General features: G+C 73.3%; 1 protein-coding gene. It reads right to left on the reverse strand.

Annotated elements, in window-relative coordinates:
- On the reverse strand, nucleotides 1-262 hold a 262-nt coding region (locus tag HKX41_11975; GenBank protein ID NNC24852.1), incomplete at both ends, for a hypothetical protein.

Genomic DNA, 262 nt, shown 5'->3' on the forward strand with positions numbered 1-262 from the left:
ACGTCTCGCCGTCGTAGCCGACCGTCGCGCGCTCGCCGTTGCCGCTGAGCACGGCGCTGCCCAGCGGCAGCGGCGCGCCGGCGGCGTCGCGCAGGATCAGCACCGCCGCGCGGATCTTCTCGATCGAGAAGCGCACCACGGTGCCGGAGCGGTCGCGCGGGGTGGACAGGGTTTCGACCCGGTCCAGGCGCGTGTCGGCCGCAGTTCCATCGGGTCGATGCCGATGCGGTTGCGTTGCCAGGCGTTGAGCGGCGTCACCAGC

Origin of the sequence: Salifodinibacter halophilus (assembly GCA_012999515.1) — a bacterium.
In the GTDB taxonomy this organism is placed as follows: domain Bacteria; phylum Pseudomonadota; class Gammaproteobacteria; order Nevskiales; family Salinisphaeraceae; genus Salifodinibacter; species Salifodinibacter halophilus.